Origin of the sequence: Phaeobacter sp. JH20_08 (assembly GCF_048056635.1) — a bacterium.
In the GTDB taxonomy this organism is placed as follows: domain Bacteria; phylum Pseudomonadota; class Alphaproteobacteria; order Rhodobacterales; family Rhodobacteraceae; genus Phaeobacter; species Phaeobacter bryozoorum.
In genome coordinates, this window is the sequence record NZ_JAYMVV010000018.1 from 474,969 (window position 1) to 495,367 (window position 20,399).

General features: G+C 63.7%; 18 protein-coding genes. 11 read left to right on the plus strand and 7 right to left on the minus strand.

What is annotated here, in order from left to right:
• Positions 1-13 precede the first annotated feature (13 nt).
• Entirely contained in the window at positions 14-1,525 is a 1,512-nt protein-coding gene (gene trpE / locus VWY75_RS17780) for an anthranilate synthase component I (RefSeq protein ID WP_416534872.1), read from the plus strand.
• A gap of 165 nt (positions 1,526-1,690) precedes the next feature.
• On the opposite strand, the gene VWY75_RS17785 is transcribed toward trpE, so the two are convergent.
• A complete protein-coding gene (locus tag VWY75_RS17785; RefSeq protein WP_416538807.1) occupies positions 1,691-3,394 on the minus strand; it encodes a divergent polysaccharide deacetylase family protein in 1,704 nt (567 codons plus the stop codon).
• A gap of 199 nt (positions 3,395-3,593) precedes the next feature.
• Here VWY75_RS17785 and VWY75_RS17790 point away from each other — a divergent pair, with 199 nt between their 5' ends.
• From VWY75_RS17790 to lexA, 7 genes are all read left to right on the plus strand, one after another.
• Positions 3,594-4,175 (plus strand): anthranilate synthase component II, encoded by a 582-nt coding sequence (locus VWY75_RS17790; RefSeq protein ID WP_416534870.1) that lies wholly within the window; start codon positions 3,594-3,596, stop codon positions 4,173-4,175.
• The gene (gene trpD, locus VWY75_RS17795; protein ID WP_416538808.1) at positions 4,172-5,203 is read left to right on the plus strand and encodes an anthranilate phosphoribosyltransferase; all 1,032 of its coding nucleotides are present in this window, start codon (positions 4,172-4,174) and stop codon (positions 5,201-5,203) included. Before VWY75_RS17790 ends, trpD begins: the two co-directional genes overlap by 4 nt.
• Complete coding sequence (locus tag VWY75_RS17800) at positions 5,200-5,853, plus strand: uracil-DNA glycosylase (protein ID WP_416538809.1); 654 nt, start codon at positions 5,200-5,202, stop codon at positions 5,851-5,853. Before trpD ends, VWY75_RS17800 begins: the two co-directional genes overlap by 4 nt.
• A 14-nt stretch (positions 5,854-5,867) precedes the next feature.
• The gene (gene trpC, locus VWY75_RS17805; protein ID WP_416534868.1) at positions 5,868-6,680 is read left to right on the plus strand and encodes an indole-3-glycerol phosphate synthase TrpC; all 813 of its coding nucleotides are present in this window, start codon (positions 5,868-5,870) and stop codon (positions 6,678-6,680) included.
• Positions 6,680-7,153 carry a cyclic pyranopterin monophosphate synthase MoaC gene (moaC, locus tag VWY75_RS17810; RefSeq protein WP_416538810.1) on the plus strand — a complete coding sequence of 158 codons (474 nt, stop codon included), beginning with the start codon at positions 6,680-6,682 and terminating at the stop codon, positions 7,151-7,153. Before trpC ends, moaC begins: the two co-directional genes overlap by 1 nt.
• A complete protein-coding gene (gene glp, locus VWY75_RS17815) occupies positions 7,154-8,326 on the plus strand; it encodes a gephyrin-like molybdotransferase Glp (protein ID WP_416538811.1) in 1,173 nt (390 codons plus the stop codon).
• A gap of 153 nt (positions 8,327-8,479) precedes the next feature.
• A complete protein-coding gene (gene lexA, locus VWY75_RS17820) occupies positions 8,480-9,157 on the plus strand; it encodes a transcriptional repressor LexA (RefSeq protein ID WP_340545697.1) in 678 nt (225 codons plus the stop codon).
• A 68-nt stretch (positions 9,158-9,225) separates the two neighbouring features.
• On the opposite strand, the gene VWY75_RS17825 is transcribed toward lexA, so the two are convergent.
• Positions 9,226-11,286: a ComEC/Rec2 family competence protein gene (locus VWY75_RS17825; RefSeq protein WP_416538812.1), complete on the minus strand. Its 2,061-nt coding sequence runs from the start codon at positions 11,284-11,286 to the stop codon at positions 9,226-9,228.
• A 79-nt stretch (positions 11,287-11,365) separates the two neighbouring features.
• On the opposite strand from VWY75_RS17825, the gene gltX reads away from it, so the two are divergent.
• The 3 genes from gltX (at position 11,366) to VWY75_RS17840 (ending at position 15,407) form a co-directional block, all read left to right on the plus strand.
• Positions 11,366-12,766 (plus strand): glutamate--tRNA ligase, encoded by a 1,401-nt coding sequence (gene gltX / locus VWY75_RS17830; RefSeq protein ID WP_416538813.1) that lies wholly within the window; start codon positions 11,366-11,368, stop codon positions 12,764-12,766.
• Positions 12,767-12,892: 126 nt separating this feature from the next.
• The gene (locus tag VWY75_RS17835) at positions 12,893-14,188 is read left to right on the plus strand and encodes a citrate synthase (RefSeq protein WP_340545700.1); all 1,296 of its coding nucleotides are present in this window, start codon (positions 12,893-12,895) and stop codon (positions 14,186-14,188) included.
• Positions 14,189-14,519: 331 nt separating this feature from the next.
• Complete coding sequence (locus VWY75_RS17840) at positions 14,520-15,407, plus strand: calcium-binding protein (protein ID WP_416534864.1); 888 nt, start codon at positions 14,520-14,522, stop codon at positions 15,405-15,407.
• A 152-nt stretch (positions 15,408-15,559) separates the two neighbouring features.
• Here the strand turns inward: VWY75_RS17840 and VWY75_RS17845 are convergent, their stop codons facing one another.
• From VWY75_RS17845 to VWY75_RS17865, 5 genes are all read right to left on the minus strand, one after another.
• Positions 15,560-16,336: an enoyl-CoA hydratase-related protein gene (locus VWY75_RS17845; protein WP_340545702.1), complete on the minus strand. Its 777-nt coding sequence runs from the start codon at positions 16,334-16,336 to the stop codon at positions 15,560-15,562.
• A 181-nt stretch (positions 16,337-16,517) separates the two neighbouring features.
• On the minus strand, positions 16,518-17,012 hold the full coding sequence (locus VWY75_RS17850; RefSeq protein WP_416538814.1) for a cytochrome c-type biogenesis protein: 495 nt from the start codon (positions 17,010-17,012) through the stop codon (positions 16,518-16,520).
• Complete coding sequence (locus VWY75_RS17855) at positions 17,009-18,973, minus strand: heme lyase CcmF/NrfE family subunit (protein WP_416538815.1); 1,965 nt, start codon at positions 18,971-18,973, stop codon at positions 17,009-17,011. Before VWY75_RS17855 ends, VWY75_RS17850 begins: the two co-directional genes overlap by 4 nt.
• A 107-nt stretch (positions 18,974-19,080) precedes the next feature.
• Positions 19,081-19,689: a holin family protein gene (locus tag VWY75_RS17860; protein ID WP_416538816.1), complete on the minus strand. Its 609-nt coding sequence runs from the start codon at positions 19,687-19,689 to the stop codon at positions 19,081-19,083.
• Positions 19,680-20,291, minus strand: a complete 612-nt coding sequence (locus tag VWY75_RS17865; RefSeq protein WP_416534860.1) for a holin-associated N-acetylmuramidase — start codon at positions 20,289-20,291, stop codon at positions 19,680-19,682. Before VWY75_RS17865 ends, VWY75_RS17860 begins: the two co-directional genes overlap by 10 nt.
• Between the last annotated feature and the right edge of the window lie 108 nt (positions 20,292-20,399).

The window sequence follows — 20,399 nt, forward strand, 5'->3', positions numbered from 1 at the left end:
AAGGCAGATCCAGATGGCCCTGACCCCCGATTTCGAGACCTTTGCCAAAGCCTATGAGGCCGGTGAAAACCAGGTTGTCTACACCCGGCTTGCCGCCGACCTCGACACGCCGGTGTCGCTGATGCTGAAGCTGACAGGCGCCCAGAAAGATGCCTTCATGCTGGAATCCGTCACCGGCGGTGAGGTGCGTGGGCGCTATTCGATCATCGGCATGAAACCGGATCTGGTCTGGCGTTGCCACGGGGAGCGCTCGGCCCTGAACCGCTCGGCGCGGTTTGATGCGGATGATTTCACCGCTCAGGACGGCAACCCGATGGACAACCTGCGGGCGCTGATCGCCGAAAGCAGGATCGAGCTGCCCGATGATCTGCCGCAGGCGGCGGCCGGTCTTTTTGGCTATCTCGGCTATGACATGATCCGGCTGGTCGAACATCTGCCGAACGTGAACCCGGATCCGCTTGGCCTCCCCGATGCGCTGATGCTGCGCCCCTCGGTGATCGCCGTGCTCGACGGGGTCAAGGGCGAGGTCACAGTGGTCTCCCCCGCATGGGCCAGCGAAGGCCAGTCGGCCAAGGCCGCCTATGCCCAGGCTGCCGAGCGGGTGATGGACGCGGTGCGCGATCTGGAACGTGCCATGCCCGCCGAAAGCCGCGACCTTGGCGACGCCGACGAGGTTGCGCCCCCGGTGAGTAATTTCACCAAAGAGGGCTATATGGCCGCGGTGGAGAAGGCCAAGGACTACATCCGCGCCGGTGACATCTTCCAGGTGGTGCCGGCACAGCGCTGGACACAGGCCTTCCCGCAGCCGCCTTTCGCGCTTTACCGCTCCCTGCGCCGCACCAACCCCTCGCCCTTCATGTTCTACTTCAACTTCGGCGGCTTCCAGGTGGTCGGTGCCAGCCCCGAAATCCTGGTGCGCGTCTTCGGGCAGGAGGTCACCATCCGGCCGATCGCAGGCACCCGCCCGCGCGGCGCCACGCCCGAGGAAGACAAGGCGCTGGAACTGGATCTGCTGGCCGACAAGAAAGAGCTGGCCGAACACCTGATGCTTTTGGATCTGGGCCGCAACGACACCGGCCGGGTGGCGAAGATCGGCACTGTACGCCCCACCGAAAAATTCATCATCGAGCGCTACAGCCACGTGATGCACATCGTCTCCAACGTCGTGGGCGAGCTGGCAGAGGACAAGGACGCGCTGGATGCCTTCTTTGCCGGCATGCCCGCAGGCACCGTCTCCGGCGCGCCAAAGGTGCGCGCGATGGAAATCATCGACGAACTGGAGCCGGAAAAACGCGGCATCTACGGCGGCGGTGTCGGCTATTTCTCGGCCGGCGGCGACATGGACATGTGCATCGCGCTGCGCACCGCCATCGTCAAGGATCAGACCCTCTATATCCAGGCCGGCGGCGGCGTTGTCTATGACAGCGACCCGGAGGCGGAATATATGGAGACCGTCCATAAATCCAACGCGATCCGCCGTGCCGCCGCAGATGCGGCCCGCTTTACCGGCAACGGCAACGGCTAGGCGCGGACAGAACCGCAGCCCCCGAGTTTCTGCGCGCCCGGCATCTCATGCGCGCGGCATCTCGACCGCCTGTCATCTTTCCCAAAATACTCTCGCCGAAGGCAAAAAAGGCGTCCCTCGTTCAGAGGGGCGCCTTTTTCACGCGGGCTCAGCCCGGCGCGCCGATCACTCGGCCTGCACCTGCGCCCGCAGAGAGGCCGACACCGGCGCCAGCGCCACCCGGTTGGCACGATCCTGAAGCCCCCAGATCAACAGTGCCGAAATCGTATCCGGCTGTACCCGACCCAGCATGATCACCGCACCTTCCTGCCCGGCGCGGAAGGCTGCCTGATCCAGGAACCGGCGAATGGCCCGGGGATCCTGTCCGGCGCCATCGAAATCACGGAAGACCACACCGGCCGGCACCCCCTCACGCAGCGCCAGTTTCTGCACGGTATTCAGACCGGCATCCTGCGTCACCATCCCGTAGCCCATCGCGCCAAGCGCCGTGGCCATCTGATCGGCCAGCGGGCGGTTGCCCTGAAACCCGGTCTCGACCCCTTCCAGCACGGCGACAGCCTCCGGCAGGGTCTCCAGCCAGACCTGCAAGGCTGTTTCGGCATCCTGTGGCCCCGCATCGCGCGGCAGATCCGCCACCACCATGACCTCGAAACCAGCCGCGCGATGGCGGGCCATCTTGGCTGCGGCCTCGGGATCTTCGGGATCCAGCGCAAAGGTCAGCGGATAGGGGAAATCCTGCAAGGCTTCGGCGCCAATGGCCTTCGCATCGTCAATCAGGACAATCGACATCAGCGCGCGCCCGTCCTCCGGGGTAAAGGGCTGGGCATTCTGCTCAAACGGCACCCCGGCGGATGGCGTCGCAATCTGGCTGCCAGCGGCAGGGGCCTTGGCGTCATCGCGTTCGGTCAGCGGGCGCACCGGCGTGCCGATCTGCGGACGGCCAGCACTCTCAGAGGCTGAAGCGGATGGTTCCGGCGCGGAATTCGTGGTCGGCAGATCCGCAATCCGCCGCGTCGCTGGCGCCGTCGATGCTGCTGACCCGGTTCCGGCATTTTCTGGCTGGCCGACGCTTTCTGGCTGCGAAGGCTTGGCCTGGGCATCACTGGCCGCTGGCTGCGTGCCCACCTGCGCTGGTCCGGCGCGGCCGGGCGCCGGCAGCACAGGTGTCGGTGTGGGCCCGGGGGCTGCCCCAAGCGCCGGACCTGACGCCCCGCCCGTGGCTGGGCTGCTCAGCACCGGATCACCGGTTGTAATATTCGGCACCGGCAGACGGCTGGCGGCTGCGCTGCCGCTTGGCTCCTCGTCGCTGGGTGCAGCTGTTGCCGCGGTGCGGCTGTCGCCACCCGGATTGGCCTCAGTGCCCTGATCCGGGGGGGAGGCCAGCCGGGCTGGGGCTTCGCTTGCTGCCGCAGGCACCGGCGGCTGCGCCGGATCCGACACCACGACAAGCCTCTGCTCCTGGCTGGGCGCATTGGGGGCCGGCAAGGCCTCAACTGGGGTAACAGGCGCATCGCGCCCGACATCAATGGCAGGCGCACCGACACCGCCCGGAGCAGCACGGGTGCCGCTCCCCAGTTCGGTGCCAACCTCAGGACGTTCCGCCGGACCCGTATCGGCATCGGCCAGCGCCGCCAGATCATCGCCCACGACCTGCGGATCCAATGCGGCGGGCGGCGCCTCCACCAGATCTGGATCGGTGCCGCCACCGTCAACCGGCGTTTCCGCCGCCGGAGCCTGCACGACGCTGCGCGCCGGTTCAGCCACGCTGACCTCGACCGATTTGGGCAACGGCACCGACAGCGACCACACCACGGCGCTGCCTGCGGCCACCAAGGCCCCGAAACTCACGCCTCCAAGAAACCCTCGCATCTCTGTCCTGCCTCTCGTTGCCTTCTGGAACCGGTCGCATTCTGTCGGTCAAGCCGCCCCAACACCCCGTGGCCCGATTGGCCTGGCCGCTGCTGGTGATGTGCACTTGACGCTGCCGCGCAACCCTGAACATGTATGTCGCGACCACTATACTGCGGCGCGGCCCCGGCCCGCCAGCCCTTAAACGAGCCCCGCGACTATGCTGCTGCTGATCGACAACTACGACTCCTTTACCTACAACCTCGTGCATTATCTGGGCGAATTGGGCGCTGATGTGCAGGTCCATCGCAATGATGCGCTGAACGTACAGGATGCGATGGCGATGAACCCCGCCGGCATCCTGTTGTCGCCGGGACCCTGCGACCCCGATCAGGCCGGCATCTGCCTGGCCCTGACCGAAGCCGCCGCCGAAACCCGGACCCCGCTGATGGGCGTCTGCCTTGGCCACCAGACCATCGGTCAGGCCTTTGGCGGCAAGGTCGTGCGCTGCAAGGACATCGTTCACGGCAAGATGGGCACCATGCACCACAACAACACCGGACTATTTGCCGGTCTGCCCTCCCCCTTTGAGGCGACACGCTATCATTCGCTGGTGGTGGAGCGCGACAGCCTGCCGGACAGTCTGGAAATCACCGCAGAGCTGGAAGATGGCACCATCATGGGGCTACAGCACAAGACTCTGCCGATCCACGGCGTCCAGTTCCACCCGGAATCCATCGCCTCCGAACACGGCCATGCGCTGCTCAAGAATTTCCTCGACGTGATGAAGGTGCCCGCATGAGCAATCAGATGAAGCCGCTGATCGACGCCGCTGCGGATCGCCCTCTCAGCCGGGCCGAAGCAGAGGCCGCCTTTACCCATCTGTTCGAAGGCAATGCCACGCCCAGCCAGATGGGCGGCCTGCTGATGGCCTTGCGCACCCGTGGCGAGACGGTCGATGAATATGCCGCCGCCGCCGCCGTCATGCGCGCCAAATGCAATCCCGTGGTGGCACCTGCGGGCGCGATGGACATTGTCGGCACCGGCGGTGACGGCAAGGGAACGCTCAATATCTCCACCGCTACCGCCTTTGTCGTGGCCGGTGCCGGAACCGTTGTCGCGAAACATGGCAATCGCAACCTGTCGTCAAAATCCGGCGCTGCGGATGCGCTTGGCCAGATGGGCATCAATGTCATGGTCGGCCCGAAAGTGGCCGAACAGGCGCTGCGCGAAGCAGGCATCTGCTTCATGATGGCGCCGATGCATCATCCGGCCATCGCCCATGTCATGCCCACCCGGCAGGAACTGGGCACGCGCACGATCTTCAACATTCTCGGCCCGCTTACCAACCCGGCCGGTGTTAAACGCCAGCTCACCGGCGCCTTCAGCCGCGATCTGATCCGCCCGATGGCCGAAACCCTTGGCCAGCTGGGGTCCGAGCAGGCCTGGCTGGTCCATGGCTCCGACGGCACCGATGAGCTGACCATCACCGGCATCAGCTGGGTTGCGGCACTGAACCCAGGTGGCAATGTCACCGAAATGGAGATCCACCCCGAGGACGCAGGCCTGCCGGTTCATCCGTTTGAGGCAATCGTCGGCGGCACACCCGAAGACAACGCAAAGGCGTTTGAGGCGCTGTTGTCAGGCGAAGCATCCGCCTACCGGGACGCGGTGTTGTTGAACTCTGCCGCCGCCCTGCTGGTGGCAGGCGCCGCGGATGATCTCAGAACCGGCGTCGAGATGGCGCGCAGCAGCATCGACAGCGGCGCCGCACGGGGCAAGATTGAAGCGGTCGCGCGGATCACCACAGCAGCCGCTGACAGCAAATGACCCCAGACCTCCCCGTTCCGGGTGGCTGGGGTGACCTGCCGTTTTTTGCCAATGATTATGCAACCATCGCCAAGGCGGTGGCGGATGACCCACGTCAGATCCTGCCGCCCGTGGCGCAGCGGCTGGCGGCGCTGGACCTGACGCCGCCCGACCGCACCCGCGTTGTCATCCTCGGTCAGGATCCCTATCCGACGCCGGGTCATGCTCATGGTCTGGCCTTCTCGGTGGAGCCGGATGTCCGCCCCTTACCGCGCTCCTTGAGTAATATTTTCAAGGAGTTAAGTGCTGACCTTGGTGTCGAGAAACCCAATGGCGACCTGCGCGGATGGGCCCGTCAGGGTGTCTTGCTGCTCAATACCGTGCTCAGCGTGCCCGCAGGTGAGGCCAACGGCCACAAGCATCTGGGCTGGCAGGCGCTGGCCGATCAGGTGCTGGCCCGGAGCAGTCAGCGCCCGACGGCCTACATATTATGGGGTAAACAGGCCCAAGGGCTTGAAAAACATATTCAACCGGGCGATCACCTTATTCTGAGGACGGCCCATCCTTCACCCCTCTCGGCGCGCCGCGGCTTTTTCGGATCGCGCCCGTTTTCGGCGGTGAACAGCTGGCTGGCCCAACGCGGGCAGCCGCAGATTGATTGGAACGCGTGACCGGAGGCGTCAAGATGACTGAAACTGTGCTGGACAAGATCAAGGCCTACAAGCTGGAAGAGGTCGCCGCCGACAAGGCCGCCAAACCGCTTGAGACGGTCGAGGCCGAGGCCCGTGAAGCCGATCCGGTGCGCGGCTTTGCCAAGGCGTTGATGGCGGCCGGCCGTCAGGGTTACGGGCTGATCGCCGAGATCAAAAAAGCCAGCCCCTCCAAAGGCTTGATCCGCGAAGACTTCGATCCCGCAACCCTCGCCAAAGCCTATGAGGACGGCGGCGCAACTTGCCTGTCGGTGCTGACTGACACACCCAGTTTTCAGGGGGCAAAGCCGTTTTTGCCAGCGGCCCGCAATGCCTGCGCCCTGCCGGTGCTGCGCAAGGACTTCATGTATGATACCTATCAGGTGGCCGAGGCCCGTGCCCTTGGCGCCGATTGCATCCTGATCATCCTCGCCTCCGTTTCCGACATGCAGGCCGCCGAACTGGAGGCCGCTGCCTTTGAATGGGATATGGATGTGCTGCTTGAGGTTCATGACGAGGAAGAGCTGGACCGCGCCTGCAAGCTGAAATCGCCCCTCCTCGGCATCAACAACCGGAATCTCAAGACCTTCGACACCACGCTCGACACCACGCGCACCCTGTCGCGGCTGGTGCCTGCGGATCGCACCATCGTCTGTGAAAGCGGTCTTGCGACGCCCCAGGATCTCTCCGACATGGCGCGGTACGGCGCCCGCAGTTTCCTGATTGGCGAAAGCCTGATGCGCCAGGCGGATGTGACCGCCGCAACCCGTGATATCCTCGCAAACCCACTAATGCCGGGGGCCATGTGATGGCGCCGCTTACACATTTCGACGGCAAGGGCGATGCCCATATGGTCGACGTCTCCGACAAGGCGGTGACGGCGCGGATCGCCACCGCCGAAGGCCACATAAGCATGGCGCGCGAAACCTTTGATATCATTTCGGAAGGTCGGGCAAAGAAAGGCGACGTTCTGAGCGTTGCCCGGCTGGCAGGCATCATGGGCGCCAAGAAAACGCCAGATCTGATCCCGCTCTGCCACCCGCTTCCGGTGACCAAAGTTGCCGTCGAACTGTCGCTCGATCCGGACCTGCCGGGGGTGCGCGTGGAAGCCACCGTAAAAACCACGGGCCAGACCGGCGTCGAGATGGAGGCGCTTACGGCTGTCTCCACCGCCGCGCTCACCGTCTATGACATGGCCAAGGCGGTGGATAAGGCGATGCAGATCGGCGGCATTCGCGTAACATTGAAAGACGGCGGAAAATCAGGCCGTTACGAGGCGTAGATGATCTCAGTATCCGAGGCCCTCGACACAGTTCTGAAACTGGTGTCCCCGATGCGGGTCGAAACGGTGCCGCTGCGCGCCGCAGCCGGTCGCGTTCTTGCGGCGCCGGTCTCGGCCAATCGCGACCAGCCACCCTTCGCTGCCTCCGCGATGGACGGCTACGCGGTAAAGGCCGCCGAGGTTGAGCGTGACGCCATGTTCAAGGTGATCGGAGAAAGCGCCGCCGGTCATGGCTTCAAGGGCCGCGTCGGCCCCGGTCAGGCGGTCCGTATCTTTACCGGAGCGCCAGTGCCCGAAGGCGCTGATTTTGTGGTTATCCAAGAGGATACAAGCCGCACCGGATCCCTGATCACGATCTCGGATCATCCGGGGCCCGGCAACAATATCCGTCCCAAGGGCGGCGATTTTCAGCTCGGCAGCACGATCGCGGCGCCGCGTCTGCTGTCGTCTGCCGATATCGCGCTGCTGGCCGCGATGAACATCGCCGAGGTGCCGGTGCATGTACGTCCGACCGTTGCCCTGATCTCGACCGGCGATGAACTGGTGCTCCCCGGCGATACGCCCGGCCCCGACCAGATCATCGCGTCCAACACCTTTGGCCTCGATGCGCTGCTCACGGCGGCTGGCGCCCGCGTCCGCATTCTGCCAATCGCCCGCGACACCGAAGGCAGCCTGCGCATGGCCCTGGATCTGGCCCGCGAGGCGGATCTGATCGTGACCATTGGCGGTGCCTCGGTGGGCGATCATGATCTGGTTGCCGGGGTGACCGAAAGCCTGGGTATGGCGCGCGCCTTCTACAAGGTTGCGATGCGCCCGGGAAAGCCGCTGATGGCCGGGACACTGGGCCGTTCCGCCATGGTCGGCCTGCCGGGAAACCCTGTGTCTGCAATGGTTTGCGGCCATGTCTTCCTGTTACCGATGCTGCGCGCCATGCAGGGGCTCCCGCCCCATGGTCCGCAACCGGCCGAGGCCCCCCTGGCGCAGGACCTGCCGGCCAACGGCCCGCGTACCCATTACATGCGGGCGCAGCTCAGCGCAGCGGAGCTGCATGTGTTTGACGATCAGGACAGCGCCAGGCTGACATTGCTTGCCGAGGCCAACGCGCTTGCCATCCGTCCCGCCAATGATCCGCCCCGCGCCAAGGGCACGATGCTTGCCTACCTTCCGATCTGATCGGATAAGGCGATACACGCCGGCGGATTTCACTTTGCCAACAATTCAGCATCAATTCGGCTGCGTTTGACAGGTTTCATGCGACATGCCGTTGACACAAAACGGGAACATGCGTAGAACAAAGCGAAACATCGAGCGGCTGAGAGGGATGTCATGCTGACGAAGAAGCAACTGGACTTGCTGGATTTCATCAACACACGTCTGCAAAAGGATGGCGTCCCCCCCAGTTTTGACGAGATGAAGGTGGCGCTTGACCTGCGCTCGAAATCGGGCATCCACCGGCTGATCACCGCTTTGGAAGAACGCGGATTTATCCGCCGCCTCGCACATCGTGCCCGCGCGATCGAGATCATCCGCCTGCCGGACAGCCTCGGCAGCGCCCAGCAGATGACAGAGGCAGCGCCATCCGAACCGGCCAATCAGGTCTCCGCCCCGGCAATGATCGCCGCGATGGAGCTGCCCGTGATGGGCCGCATCGCCGCCGGCGTCCCGATTGAGGCGATTAACCAGGTCTCCCATCAGGTCGCGGTCCCGGCCTCCATGCTGTCAGCCCAGGGGCAGCATTTCGCGCTGGAGGTCCGTGGTGATTCAATGATCGAAGCCGGCATCAATGATGGCGATATCGTTGTCATCCGCGAAACCTCCGTGGCTGACAATGGCGATGTGGTGGTTGCGCTGGTCGATGGACAGGAAGCCACGCTGAAACGCATCTACCGCAAAGGCAGCACCATTGCGCTGGAGGCGGCAAACCCGGCCTATGAGACCCGCCAGTATCCGCAGGATCAGGTAAAGGTGCAGGGCCGCCTTGTCGGACTTATCCGCACCTATTGACCAGAGGGTCGCCCTCGAAGGTTACCCGCCCCAAGAAACACGCCTTTGAAAGAGGCTGTCGAGGATTATCACCTGTCGCGCTGCGGAGTGTGGCTCCACAGTCGGTCACCAACCACGTCACTTGCCGAGATCCAGCGCCCGTCCGGTTGCAGTTGCACACTGCCAAGGGTGCGCAGGCTATCAGCATCAAACACCCTGCAGCCCCCCACCGGTGACAGTGGCGTAGCGCTGACCAGCACCGCGTCCGCCGAACAATCGCTCAGCGCTTCTGCGGCCGCCTTGCCAATCACATGGATCAGCGGCTGATCAGAGATCGCGAGATACGCCGACACCGATTTGCCCGCAACGCTGGGCGCCGCCACCGCGATCCGCTGCCACAGCTGCGCACGCTCGGCCTGGGTTAGCAGGCTGCCGTCGTTCTCCGCCCATCGCTCGGCCGCATAGCCATGCCCCTTTGCGCGGGACAAGGCGCGGCCCTGCGCTGTCATCACGCCAACCAGCCCACCATTTGGCGCGATCAGGACCACGGGTCGGGGATGTCCGTACCAGAGCCCCGCTGCCGCCAGCAGAACCGGCAGACCAACCCAGCGCAGCCGCCCTCGCCAGAGGGCAAGCAGCAGCGCGCCGAGGGCAACCAGCGGCAACACCACGGCGGGCGGCATCTGGACCGCACCCTGCGCGCCCTCCAGTCCGGCCACCCAATTGGCAACCGACAGGATCCAGCGGATGCCGAGGTCCATCAGCGCCAGCCCGACACCGGATGCCCCGACCGGTGCGAGGCAGAGCGCCAGCACCGCCGCAGGAACCACCAGCAACCCCATAACCGGCACCGCCAGAACATTGGCCAGCAACCCGTAGTGAGACAGCATATTGAAATGCGCCGCCCCAAAGGGGGCCGTGGCAACGCCCGCAACCAGGGACGACAGCACCACCCCACCCACCATCCGCAGCCAGCGCGCGCCACCCGGCGCAACGTGATCCCGCAGCGCGCCGAAGACGACCACCAGCGCCGTTGTCGCCGCAAAACTCATCTGAAACCCGGGGCCAAGCAGGCTTTCCGGGCGGATCGCCAGGATCACCAGTGCCGCAAGCGCCACCGCCCGCAGCGACAGGGCGCGCCGATCCAGCAGCACCGCGCCCAGCATCATCGCAACCATGACATAGGCACGGGTACTGGCGACCTGCATGCCTGACAGCAGCAGGTAGGCGCTCGCCGCAAGCAGCGCACCACCCGCGGCCAATTTCTTGGCGTTTACCCGCTGCGCATAGGCCGGAACCAGCGCCATCAGCAGCCGCAGGCCGCCAAACACGACGCCCGCCAGAAGCCCCATGTGCAGCCCTGAAATCGCCAGCAAATGTGCAAGGTTGCTGGCTCTAAGCGCCTCCAGTTCCGCCTGCGGGATGGCCGAGCGATCCCCGGTGGTGATGGCCGCGGCAAAGCCACCTGTGGCTTTCGGCATCTGGTCACGGATACGGTCGGAAATCCGCTGTCTCAGCTGCTGTACGGGCAGATCAGACCGGCTCGGCTGAACGCGCAGAACCGGGACCCGAGTATAGCCAACAGCCCCCAGGCGCTGAAACCAGGCGTGCCTGCGAAAATCAAAGCCATGGGGCTCCACCGGTCCCTGCGGCGGCATCAGATGTGCGGTGGTCATGACCCGGTCGCCGATACCCGGCAGCGCGGCCCCGACCGGCAGTGACAGCCGCACCCGTGCCGGAGTGGCCCCAGCCGCCAGACGGTCCAGCACAGGCTGATCGAGGGTGATGCGCAGCCGGTCCCGGGCGGAGCGATCTATCGCGATTACCCGCCCTTCGACCGGGCCGTAATAGCGAAAGCTCAGCACCGGGGCAGCAACCGAATGGGCGCGCATCCCGGCGGCCGCAAAGCCGAGCGCGATCGTCACAATCGCCCAGCCCAGAAACACCAGCCCGTCCTGCCTGTCACCACGTCGCAACAGCAGCGCCCCACCCAGCGCAACGCCGCCCAGGCCGAAATAGTGAACCGCCACAGGTTCAAACCGCAGAGAAAAGAAAACCCCGATCCCGGTGCCGAACAGGACCGGCACCCAGGGAAACAGCTCCCCGCGCTGGGATTGCAGCAGACTGTCAAGAATGCCCAGGGCGCGCATGCTTGCTCCTTGCCTTCTGGCTCGGTAGACAGGCGACAAAACTACCCTTTCCATGGTTTCCAAAAGGTAAATCACCCCCATGTCCAAACCGGTCGTCACCCGTTTCGCCCCCTCTCCCACCGGCTATCTGCATATCGGTGGTGCGCGCACCGCGCTGTTCAACTGGCTTTATGCCCGTGGGCGCGGCGGCAAATTCCTGCTGCGTATCGAGGACACCGACCGCGAGCGCTCCAACCCCGAGGCGACCGCCGCCATTCTGCAGGGCATGGCCTGGCTGGGTCTGGATCACGATGGCGAGGTGATCAGCCAGTTCGAAGGCGCCGAACGTCATGCCGCCGTTGCGCGTGAACTGCTTGAGGCGGGCAAGGCCTATAAGTGCTTTGCAACGCAGGACGAAATTGCCGCCTTCCGCGACCAGGCCAAGGCCGAGGGCAAATCGACGCTCTATCGCTCGCCGTGGCGTGACGCCGATGCCAGCAGCCATCCCGATGCGCCCTATGTGATCCGCATCAAGGCGCCGCAGCAGGGCAGCACCGTCATCCGAGACGAGGTTCAGGGCGATGTCACCATCAAGAACGAGCAGCTTGACGATATGATCCTGCTGCGCTCGGATGGGACGCCCGTCTACATGCTGGCCGTGGTGGTGGATGATCACGATATGGGCGTCACCCATGTCATCCGGGGCGATGACCACCTCAACAATGCCGCGCGCCAGATGATGATCTACGAAGCCATGGGCTGGGATGTTCCGGTCTGGGCCCATATCCCGCTGATCCATGGCCCTGATGGCAAGAAACTGTCCAAACGCCACGGCGCCCTCGGCGCGCAGGAATACCAGGCGATGGGCTATCCGGCTGCGGGCATGCGCAACTATCTGGCGCGTCTCGGCTGGAGCCATGGCGATGACGAATTTTTTACGGATGAGCAGGCCCGTGACTGGTTCGACCTTGACGGTATCGGCAAAAGCCCGGCACGATTTGACACCAAGAAGCTCGAAAACCTCTGTGGTCAGCACATTGCGATCAGCGATGATGCTGCGCTGCGGAATGAGCTGCAGGCCTATCTTGCCGCTGCTGGCAAGCCACAGTTAAATGACGTTCAGTCAAACGATCTTGAACGTGCGATGTATTGCCTCAAGGACCGGGCCAAGACTTTTCCGGAGCTGCTTGAAAAGGCTCATTTTATTCTGGCTTCACGCCCGCTCGTTCTCGACGAGAAGGCGGCAAAGGCCCTGGCATCTGTATCCGACGGTATACTGAGTGAATTGACGCCGCAGCTGCAAAATGCTAGCTGGTCCCGAGACGATCTGGAGGCGCTTCTGAATACATTTGCAGAAGCACGGGATACCAAGTTCGGCAAACTGGCAGGCCCGTTGCGGGCAGCGCTGGCAGGCCGTGCGGTAACACCTTCAGTTTTCGATATGATGCTGATTCTGGGCCGGGACGAAACACTGGCCCGACTCGCCGACGTTGCCGACTGACCCCATCGTTAACCGCTGGGTAAGCCGGTACAGCTATGACCTCACCTGCGCGGTTGCCGTGCAGGTGCTGCCTGCACAAGGCGGGGGCCTCCCCCGCTTTCGCGCCTGTATCAGGAAGGGACATCTATGACCGATACAAAGAAAACCGCCCAGCTCAGCCTGAATGGCGAAACTTACGAGCTTCCCATTTTTTCGCCGACGACCGGGCCCGATGTTCTTGATATCCGCAAGCTCTACAGCCAGGCCGGTGTGTTCACCTATGATCCCGGTTTCACCTCGACCGCAAGCTGCGACAGCACGATCACCTATATCGACGGCGGCAAGGGTGAGCTGCTGCACCGCGGCTATCCGATTGACCAGCTGGCATCCAAGTCGCACCACCTCGAAGTCTGCTACCTGCTGCTTTATGGTGAACTGCCGACCGCAGCCCAGCTGGAAGATTTCGAGACCCGCGTGACCCGTCACACCATGGTGCATGAACAGATGCACAACTTCTTCCGCGGTTTCCGCCGCGACGCGCATCCGATGGCAACCCTGGTGGGTGTTGTGGGTGCAATGTCGGCTTTCTATCACGACTCCACCGACATCAATGACCCCTGGCAGCGTGAAGTGGCCGCGATCCGCCTGATCGCCAAACTGCCCACCATTGCTGCGATGGCCTATAAATATTCCATCGGCCAGCCGTTTGTGTATCCGCGCAACGATCTGGATTACGCGGCCAACTTCCTGCACATGTGTTTCTCGGTTCCGGCAGAGGAATATCACGTCGACCCGATCCTCGCCCGCGCGATGGACCGGATCTTCATTCTGCACGCCGATCACGAGCAGAACGCGTCGACCTCGACCGTGCGTCTGGCGTCCTCGTCCGGCGCGAACCCCTTTGCCTGTATCGCTGCGGGCATCGCCTGCCTCTGGGGTCCGGCCCACGGCGGCGCCAACCAGGCCTGCCTGGAAATGCTGAAGGAAATCGGCTCCGTTGACCGGATCCCCGAATTCATCGAACGCGCCAAGGACAAGAACGATCCGTTCCGTCTGATGGGCTTTGGCCATCGGGTCTACAAGAACACCGATCCGCGCGCCAAGGTGCTGAAACAGTCCGCCGATGAGGTTCTGGAGTTGCTCGGCGTTGAAAACAACCCGCTGCTGCAGGTCGCCAAGGAACTGGAGCGCACTGCGCTCAACGATGAGTATTTCATCGAGAAGAAACTGTTCCCGAACGTCGATTTCTACTCCGGCATCATCCTTGAGGCGATGGGCTTCCCGACCTCGATGTTCACACCGATCTTTGCGCTGTCGCGCACCGTCGGCTGGATTTCGCAGTGGAAAGAAATGATCGCGGATCCGCAGAACAAGATCGGTCGCCCGCGCCAGCTCTACCTCGGCGAAACCGCCCGCGATTACGTCGACATCGAAAAGCGCTGACCGGCAGCCGGTCTGCCCAGGCCTCGCTGACCATCACAGATATGAGCCCTGCTTCCTAGGAGGCAGGGCTTTTTTATGGCGCCGACCTTGCAACCCCCAAGGCGCGCGCCCGCGCCGCAGCGCGACACATCTTTAGATTGCAGGTCCGCGCCTTTCGGATAGGTCAACAATCAAAAGGTTAGGTCCGGGATGTTTCCAATGCAGAAACCTGGTTAACCCTTTTCATCGCATTTTACTCAACTACGAAGGGTTTCGATTGACGAATTTTGACCTCGGCAATAGGCATAATCGCAATTGCTAATTAAACCTTAACGGGAGACGCACCGTGCTAATGCTTATGACAATGTTGGGGGTCGGCCTGCTGGCGGGTGTGATCATCAACGATTCCGACGATTCCGACAGCAATGACTCCAACGCAGATGAAAGCGGTAACGAGGAAAACGCGACCGTGATCGAGGGCAGCGAGGGTGCCGACCTGCTGTTCGGCACCACCGGCAGCGAAAACCTGCTTGGCGGTGAGGGTGACGACAACATCGACGCACGCGGCGGTCCCGATACGATCGAAGGCGGCGCAGGCGACGACCGGCTGGACGGTGGCTCGGCAAATGACAACGTCTTTGGTGGCGATGGTGATGACACTCTCATCGGTGGCAATGGCGATGATTTCATGCGCGGCAATGCCGGTGACGACACGCTGATTGACACCCGCGGCGCGGATCATCTGGTCGGCGGTCAGGGCAATGACCTGATCATCGCCGCAGGCATTCTGGACGAAGGCGCCTATGAAGACATCGTTCAGGGCCGCGAGACGCCGACCTCCGCAGCCGAGGTCAACGCCCTGCTGAACTTTGACTACACGGCCGATCAGGACGCTGCTGGCGATACCATCAATGCCGGTGCCGGTGACGACTCCGTGCTCTTTGGTCTCAACGATACGGTGACCGGTGGCAGCGGCAACGACAGCTTCGAAACCGGAGCCTGGCTGACCGAGGATGAACAGGCGACCATTACCGATTTCACGGCGGATGATGACCGGGTGGTCTATTACTACGACGAAACCGAAGACGAGCCGGAGCTGGAGGTGATCACCCGCGCAAATGAGGACGGCGGCACCGATGCCTATCTCGTTGCAGACGGCGAGGAGGTCGTGCGCCTGATCAATGCCGGTGCCAGCTTCAACCTGGCCGAACATGTCGCCCTGGTGGCCCGCAGCAGCTGACCAGGTGATCTGCCGGGCCGGGTCAATTGATCCGGCCCGGTCCGGCAGGCCCCTTGGCGCAAAAAAGAAACCCGCCCCCGCGCAGTCGATGCGCATCAGGGGCGGGTTTTGCATTTCAGGAAGGGCATCAGCCGATCACGGATTGCACCGTCTTAGCGGCCTTCGAACTTCGCGGGGCGTTTTTCCATAAAAGCGGTGACCCCTTCCATGAAGTCCCGGGTCTTGCCGCATTGGCCTTGCAGATGGGCCTCCTCGGACAGCTGCTCCGGCAGGCTGTTGCCATAGCCATCGCGGATCGCGCTCTTGATCGCGCCGAACGCACGGGTCGGGCCATTCGCCAGATAGGCCGCACGGGCGCGCCAATGGGCGTCAAATTCGGCGTCGGGAATGGCTTCCCAGATCATGCCCCAGTCGCTCGCCTGTTTGGCGGAGATCTTATCGGCGAACAGCGCGGCCCCCATTGCCTTGGCCATGCCCATCTGGCGCGGCATGAACCAGGTGCCGCCGGCATCCGGCATCAGGCCAATACGGGCAAAGGCCTGCATGAAATAAGCGCTCTCGGTGGCGATCACCACATCGGCGGCCAGCGCCAGATTGGCACCCGCACCCGCAGCCGGGCCGTTTACCGCGGCAATGGTCGGCACCGGGCAGTTATAGATCGCCTCCAGCATCGGGGTGTATTCATCCCGCAGCGTCCGCTCCAGATCCAGCTTGCCCTGGCTTGCGGCGTCGGACAGGTCCTGCCCCGAACAGAATGACACGCCGGAACCGGTCAGGACCACCGCACGGGCCTCTTTGCCCGCGCGCTGCATCGCATGGGTGATCTCCGCCCGCGTCAGACCGGTCAGCGCGTTCATCTTTGCGGGTCGGTTCAGCGTCACAACGGCCAAGCCGTCTTCCAGCGAGAACAGAATTTCCTTGTAATCCATCAAAGGGCCTCGTGGTTAAAGGTTTTTCGCAGACTTGCCTATGCAAGCCCGCAGGAAAAGGCAAACGCCGCGTAACCTCTTGCTGCAAAACCACCCGCGGAGGGGCGCTGGTCGGCGCTGTGCCGCTGCGGTTGTATGGGCGGTCCTACCGCCCCCCACCCGCGCGGCGCGTCTTGGTGGCTCAGTCTTTCAGGATGCGATCGAGCTGCGCACGTTCCTGCGCGCTAAGGCTGTCGGCGCCGGGGTCCTCCGCCTCCGGCGTGCGGCTGCGGGCGCGGATATAGCCCCCGGCCAGCAGCAGCGCCATCACCAGCATCAGCGGACCGGCGGCATAAAGCAGCCAGTTGGCACCGTTTGCACGCGGGCTGAGCAACACATATTCGCCGTAGCGCTCCACGATGAAGGCCATCGCCTCGGCGTCGCTGTCACCGGCCACCAGCCGCTCGCGCACCAGCAGGCGCAGATCACGAGCCAGATCGGCATTGCTTTCGTCGATATTCTCGTTGCGGCAGACCAGACAGCGCAGATCCTTGGACAGCTCACGCGCGCGACCTTCCAGAACCGGATCATCAAGAATTTCGTCAGGTTCAACCGCCAGCGCCGGGGTGCCGGTGGCAACCATCGGAGCCAGCAGCGTCAACGCCAGCAATAGCCGGGCAAGAAACAGTCGTATCATTCGGCGGGCACTCCTTCACGCGGGGCGCGGCGCGCCCCTGCCGCAACGCGGAAACGACGGTCACTCAGGCTCAGCAGACCACCCAAGGCCATCAACAGGCAGCCACCCCAGATCCAGTTCGCCAGCGGTTTGATATAGGTCCGTACCGTCCAGCCACCATTGGCCTGCTGGTCGCCGATCACCACGTAGAGATCGCGCAGGAACCGGTAGTCTATCGCCGCCTCGGTGGTCGGCATCCGCGACACCGGATACTCACGCTTCTCCGGGTTCAGCAGCGCCACGAACCGCCCTGCCCGGGTCACTTCGATATCCGCCATGGTGCTGAAATAATTCGGCCCCTGCACCCTGCGCACGGCCTGCAGCTCCAGCGTATAGGCGCCGACGTCGAAGGGCCGGTTCACCTCGGCCACGCGAATGTCTTCGTCCTGCCAGGCGGTCAGCCCGGCGATGGCAAAGATGGTGACCCCCAGACCGGCATGGGCCAGCGCCTTGCCCCAATCCGCACGCGGCAGGCGCAGCAGACGCTGCCAGCGCCCGGTCGCGCTGCCGCGCAGCCAGAGGTCAGCGAAGGCGCCAACCACGATCCACACCCCGAGGAACAGCCCGATCGGCCCCAGGCCGGACCGGCCGGTCTGCATCGCCCAGGCCAGCACGCCAAACGCCACCGCCAGCGCAAAGACAAAACGCAGCCGCCAGGCCGTGCGCGCCAGAAGGCCGCGTTTCCACGGCAGCATCGCACCCACCGGCAGGATCGCGCCGAGCACCACCATGAAGGGGGTGAAGGCTGCGTTGAAGAACGGCGGACCCACACTCAGCTTGCGATCAAAGGCCATCTCCGCCACCACCGGCCAGAGCGTGCCGAAGAAGACGACAAAACAGCTCACCGCCAGCAGGATGTTATTGGCCACCAGCGCGGTCTCGCGGCTGACGAGGCCAAAGACCCCCTTGGCCTGCATCGCCTGCGCACGCAGCGCAAACAGCAGCAGCGCGCCACCAGTGAAAATCGCCAGAATATAGAGGATGAACACCCCGCGCTCCGGGTCGCTGGCAAAAGCATGGACCGAGGTCAGCAGGCCGGATCGCACGATAAACGTGCCAATCAGCGAAAAGCCAAAGGCAAGAATGGCCAGCAGGATGGTCCAGCTTTTCAGGGCTTCGCGCTTTTCCACCACGATGGCGGAATGCAGCAGCGCTGCCGCCAGCAGCCAGGGCATGAAGGAGGCATTTTCCACCGGATCCCAGAACCAGAAGCCGCCCCAGCCCAGCTCGTAATAGGCCCACCAGGACCCCAGCGCGATACCGATGGTGAGAAAGATCCAAGCCGCCAATGTCCAGGGCCTGACCCAGCGCCCCCACGCGGCGTCAATCCGCCCCTCGATCAGCGCCGCCACGGCAAAGGAAAACGCCATGCTCAGGCCGACATAGCCGAGGTATAGGAACGGCGGATGAAAGGCGAGACCGGGGTCCTGCAACAAGGGGTTCAGCCCCTGCCCGTCAAACGGCGGCACCGCAAGGCGCAGGAACGGGTTTGAGGTAAACAGGATGAAGGCAAAGAACGCCACGCCAATCGCGGCCTGTACTGACAGCACCCGGGCCTTCAGCGTTGGCGGCAGGCCATTGCCAAAGACCGAGGCCACAGCGCCAAACAGGCTGACAATCAGCACCCAGAGCAGCATCGACCCTTCGTGATTGCCCCAGGTGCCGGAGATTTTGTAAAGCATCGGCTTGGCGGAATGGCTGTTCAGCGCCACCAGCCGCAGCGAGAAATCTGACGTGATAAAGGCCCACATCAACGCCCCAAAGGAAAAGGCGGTAAAGAAGAACTGCGCCTGCGCCGCAGGCTCGGCCACCGACATCCAGCCGGGCCAGCGGAAATGGGCGCCAACCAAGGGCACCACCATCTGCACGGTGGCAATCACAAAGGCAAGGATGAGGGCGAAGTGACCGAGTTCTGTAATCATAGCCTATCTATAGGGCGATCCGGCAAGGCCGCCAATCGCAATCGGCGCGTCCTCACGCCGCAGTGTGCGCTGTTCTGAGGGCACAGGCATCGCGTACACCACCCCTGTCACCTTGCTGCTCGCGAGAGGGCCATCCAGTCCTCCAGCGCTGGATTTTCAACGAGATCATAATCACTTGCGTCGACATCACCATGCAGCACCGGTGAGTTTGCCGATGCCGGGGCCTGAGGGTCAGCGCGGCGCAGCGCGTCGATCCGGGCGACATTCGCCGCGACCGCTGGAACCTGCGCGAGGCTTTCGGCGATCTCGCGCTGGAACCCCTGGCTCTTGAGCTGCTGGCGTGCCCCGAAATAGAACGAGACGATCACGCCCAGCAACCACCACAGCGGCTCCGGGACCAGCGCCAGTCCCTGCATTCGGGCCGCAAACCACAAGGGATCCACCATCGCCGAGCCGAGCAGCGCCAGCGTCGACAGCGCCAGCAAGGGCCGCGGCAGCCGGTTCAGCCCGTCCATCCAGCGATCGAACCAGCCTCTGGGCGCGCTGCCGCCGCCACGGGCAAATTCCGCCGCCAGCTGGGCCAGCGCATCCGCGCGGCGCGCCTGATCCCGCTCCGCACCGGCTTCGGCATTCTCGCGAAACACCTCCAGCGTTTCGACAACGACATTCCGCTCCCGGCCGAACAGGCCCCGCAGCACATCCGCAATCAGCCCCATGTCGCCACCCGTGCCTGAAATTCTGCCGGGCTGAGGTGATATTGCGGCGAGATGAAGCTTTCGGCCCGCAGGATCCAGCCACCCTTGCCGCCCTTTCGGGTTCGGGCATATTTGCGGCTGGCCGGACGCCGGTCGGCAATGCGAAAGTAATAGTTCCGCCGGGCCACGCCATAGGCGTCCCGCAGCGCAACGCGGCCGATCTTGGCCGCCGCGCGGGCCGCCGTGGCGGTCTGCGGGCCGATCCGCCCATCCACGGCCAGCTCATAGCCCATCTGCGCCAGCAGGCGCTGCAAAATCCGCACCGCATTGGCTCCGGCATTTACATACATGTCAAAGACCGAGGGCTGAAGCACCTCCGGCAGCGCCGCGATCCGGGGCCGGTCGAAGTAATGCCGGATGTAGAGATCCACCGCCTGCGCCTCGCTGACAGCCGCGACATCCGCCTTGTCGATATCCCCATCGCCGGTCAGATCCATGCCGAGGCGCTGGAGCGTGCCGAGGGTCACACCGTGTTTGGTGGCGCCGCCGGGATCATCCGGGTCGTCCACATAGCCGCCTTCGCGGGCAATGATTTCCTGAGCGATGGCTTTGATGTCCTGCATGGGTCAGTCCCTTTGATTGGTTCGGGACACCAGCATGACAATGAAAAATGAGCGCACCCGGACCTCGGCGCGCGCTCGGATCGCAACACCCGATCCGAGCGCGTGATC

Excerpts from the sequence above, each read along its gene's own strand:
- trpE (WP_416534872.1), top strand. The coding sequence starts at position 14 with ATGGCCCTGACCCCCGATTTCGAGACCTTTGCCAAAGCCTATGAGGCC.
- VWY75_RS17785 (WP_416538807.1), bottom strand. The coding sequence starts at position 3,394 with ATGCGAGGGTTTCTTGGAGGCGTGAGTTTCGGGGCCTTGGTGGCCGCA.
- VWY75_RS17790 (WP_416534870.1), top strand. The coding sequence starts at position 3,594 with ATGCTGCTGCTGATCGACAACTACGACTCCTTTACCTACAACCTCGTG.
- trpD (WP_416538808.1), top strand. The coding sequence starts at position 4,172 with ATGAGCAATCAGATGAAGCCGCTGATCGACGCCGCTGCGGATCGCCCT.
- VWY75_RS17800 (WP_416538809.1), top strand. The coding sequence starts at position 5,200 with ATGACCCCAGACCTCCCCGTTCCGGGTGGCTGGGGTGACCTGCCGTTT.
- trpC (WP_416534868.1), top strand. The coding sequence starts at position 5,868 with ATGACTGAAACTGTGCTGGACAAGATCAAGGCCTACAAGCTGGAAGAG.
- moaC (WP_416538810.1), top strand. The coding sequence starts at position 6,680 with ATGGCGCCGCTTACACATTTCGACGGCAAGGGCGATGCCCATATGGTC.
- glp (WP_416538811.1), top strand. The coding sequence starts at position 7,154 with ATGATCTCAGTATCCGAGGCCCTCGACACAGTTCTGAAACTGGTGTCC.
- lexA (WP_340545697.1), top strand. The coding sequence starts at position 8,480 with ATGCTGACGAAGAAGCAACTGGACTTGCTGGATTTCATCAACACACGT.
- VWY75_RS17825 (WP_416538812.1), bottom strand. The coding sequence starts at position 11,286 with ATGCGCGCCCTGGGCATTCTTGACAGTCTGCTGCAATCCCAGCGCGGG.
- gltX (WP_416538813.1), top strand. The coding sequence starts at position 11,366 with ATGTCCAAACCGGTCGTCACCCGTTTCGCCCCCTCTCCCACCGGCTAT.
- VWY75_RS17835 (WP_340545700.1), top strand. The coding sequence starts at position 12,893 with ATGACCGATACAAAGAAAACCGCCCAGCTCAGCCTGAATGGCGAAACT.
- VWY75_RS17840 (WP_416534864.1), top strand. The coding sequence starts at position 14,520 with ATGCTTATGACAATGTTGGGGGTCGGCCTGCTGGCGGGTGTGATCATC.
- VWY75_RS17845 (WP_340545702.1), bottom strand. The coding sequence starts at position 16,336 with ATGGATTACAAGGAAATTCTGTTCTCGCTGGAAGACGGCTTGGCCGTT.
- VWY75_RS17850 (WP_416538814.1), bottom strand. The coding sequence starts at position 17,012 with ATGATACGACTGTTTCTTGCCCGGCTATTGCTGGCGTTGACGCTGCTG.
- VWY75_RS17855 (WP_416538815.1), bottom strand. The coding sequence starts at position 18,973 with ATGATTACAGAACTCGGTCACTTCGCCCTCATCCTTGCCTTTGTGATT.
- VWY75_RS17860 (WP_416538816.1), bottom strand. The coding sequence starts at position 19,689 with ATGGGGCTGATTGCGGATGTGCTGCGGGGCCTGTTCGGCCGGGAGCGG.
- VWY75_RS17865 (WP_416534860.1), bottom strand. The coding sequence starts at position 20,291 with ATGCAGGACATCAAAGCCATCGCTCAGGAAATCATTGCCCGCGAAGGC.